This is a genomic window from Microvirga zambiensis WSM3693, assembly GCF_016735695.1.
Lineage (GTDB): Bacteria > Pseudomonadota > Alphaproteobacteria > Rhizobiales > Beijerinckiaceae > Microvirga > Microvirga zambiensis.
The window spans coordinates 1-655 of the sequence record NZ_JAERQD010000229.1 but is presented as its reverse complement, the minus strand read 5'-3'; the positions used below and the strand labels follow the sequence as shown (position 1 = coordinate 655).

At 58.2% G+C, this 655-nt stretch carries 1 pseudogene; it reads left to right on the top strand.

Going from position 1 to position 655, the window contains the following annotated elements:
* Positions 1-76 precede the first annotated feature (76 nt).
* A pseudogene (locus JKL46_RS35035) lies at positions 77-505 on the top strand (transposase); the annotation flags it as partial.
* Positions 506-655 lie beyond the last annotated feature (150 nt).

Genomic DNA, 655 nt, shown 5'->3' with positions numbered 1-655 from the left:
GACCACTCCGCGCCCAGCCTCGGCTCATGCCTCAGCCTAACGACACCGTCTGTCAGATTAAGTCCAAACTACTTCACATCAGAGGCGAACCGCCTTCAAAGTTCGCTTCTCGACAACAGATTGCCGACCTTGTCCCCTGAAGACACAGTGTCCCCGAAGCGAGCGGCGCCTGCTCACGCTACGACCACGCGAGGAACACGAGACGCTGGAAGCGGCTCGCCGGCGCGAGGAGCAGCTTGCCTTCTCAAAAGAGTATCGACAGCGCGCCGGCATCGAGGGAACGATTTCGGCGGGCGTCCGGGTCCTGCATCTTCAGCGCTCGCGCTATATCGGTCTCGCCAAAACGCATCTGCAACACGTGCTGACGGCTCGCTGCCTGGATTACCGGCACACCGCTTGCACGAACGCGTCAATCCGTATTGGTGCTTGGATTAGTGGCGCACCACTTGCGCAAACTCGTCAATCCGCAATTACCAAGCTCATGATGGCTCCCACTCCAGGATGAGGAGTTCGCCAGCAGTATCAAATGCGGAGCAAGACCAATCCTCCCACTCGATGAGTACGAGCGACGCCGCGACCTAGCCGTTCTTATGCATCGGAAGAGTGATGAGGGCTGGCGGATGTAGCTTAAGCATTTGAAGCAGCGTAGGATTTG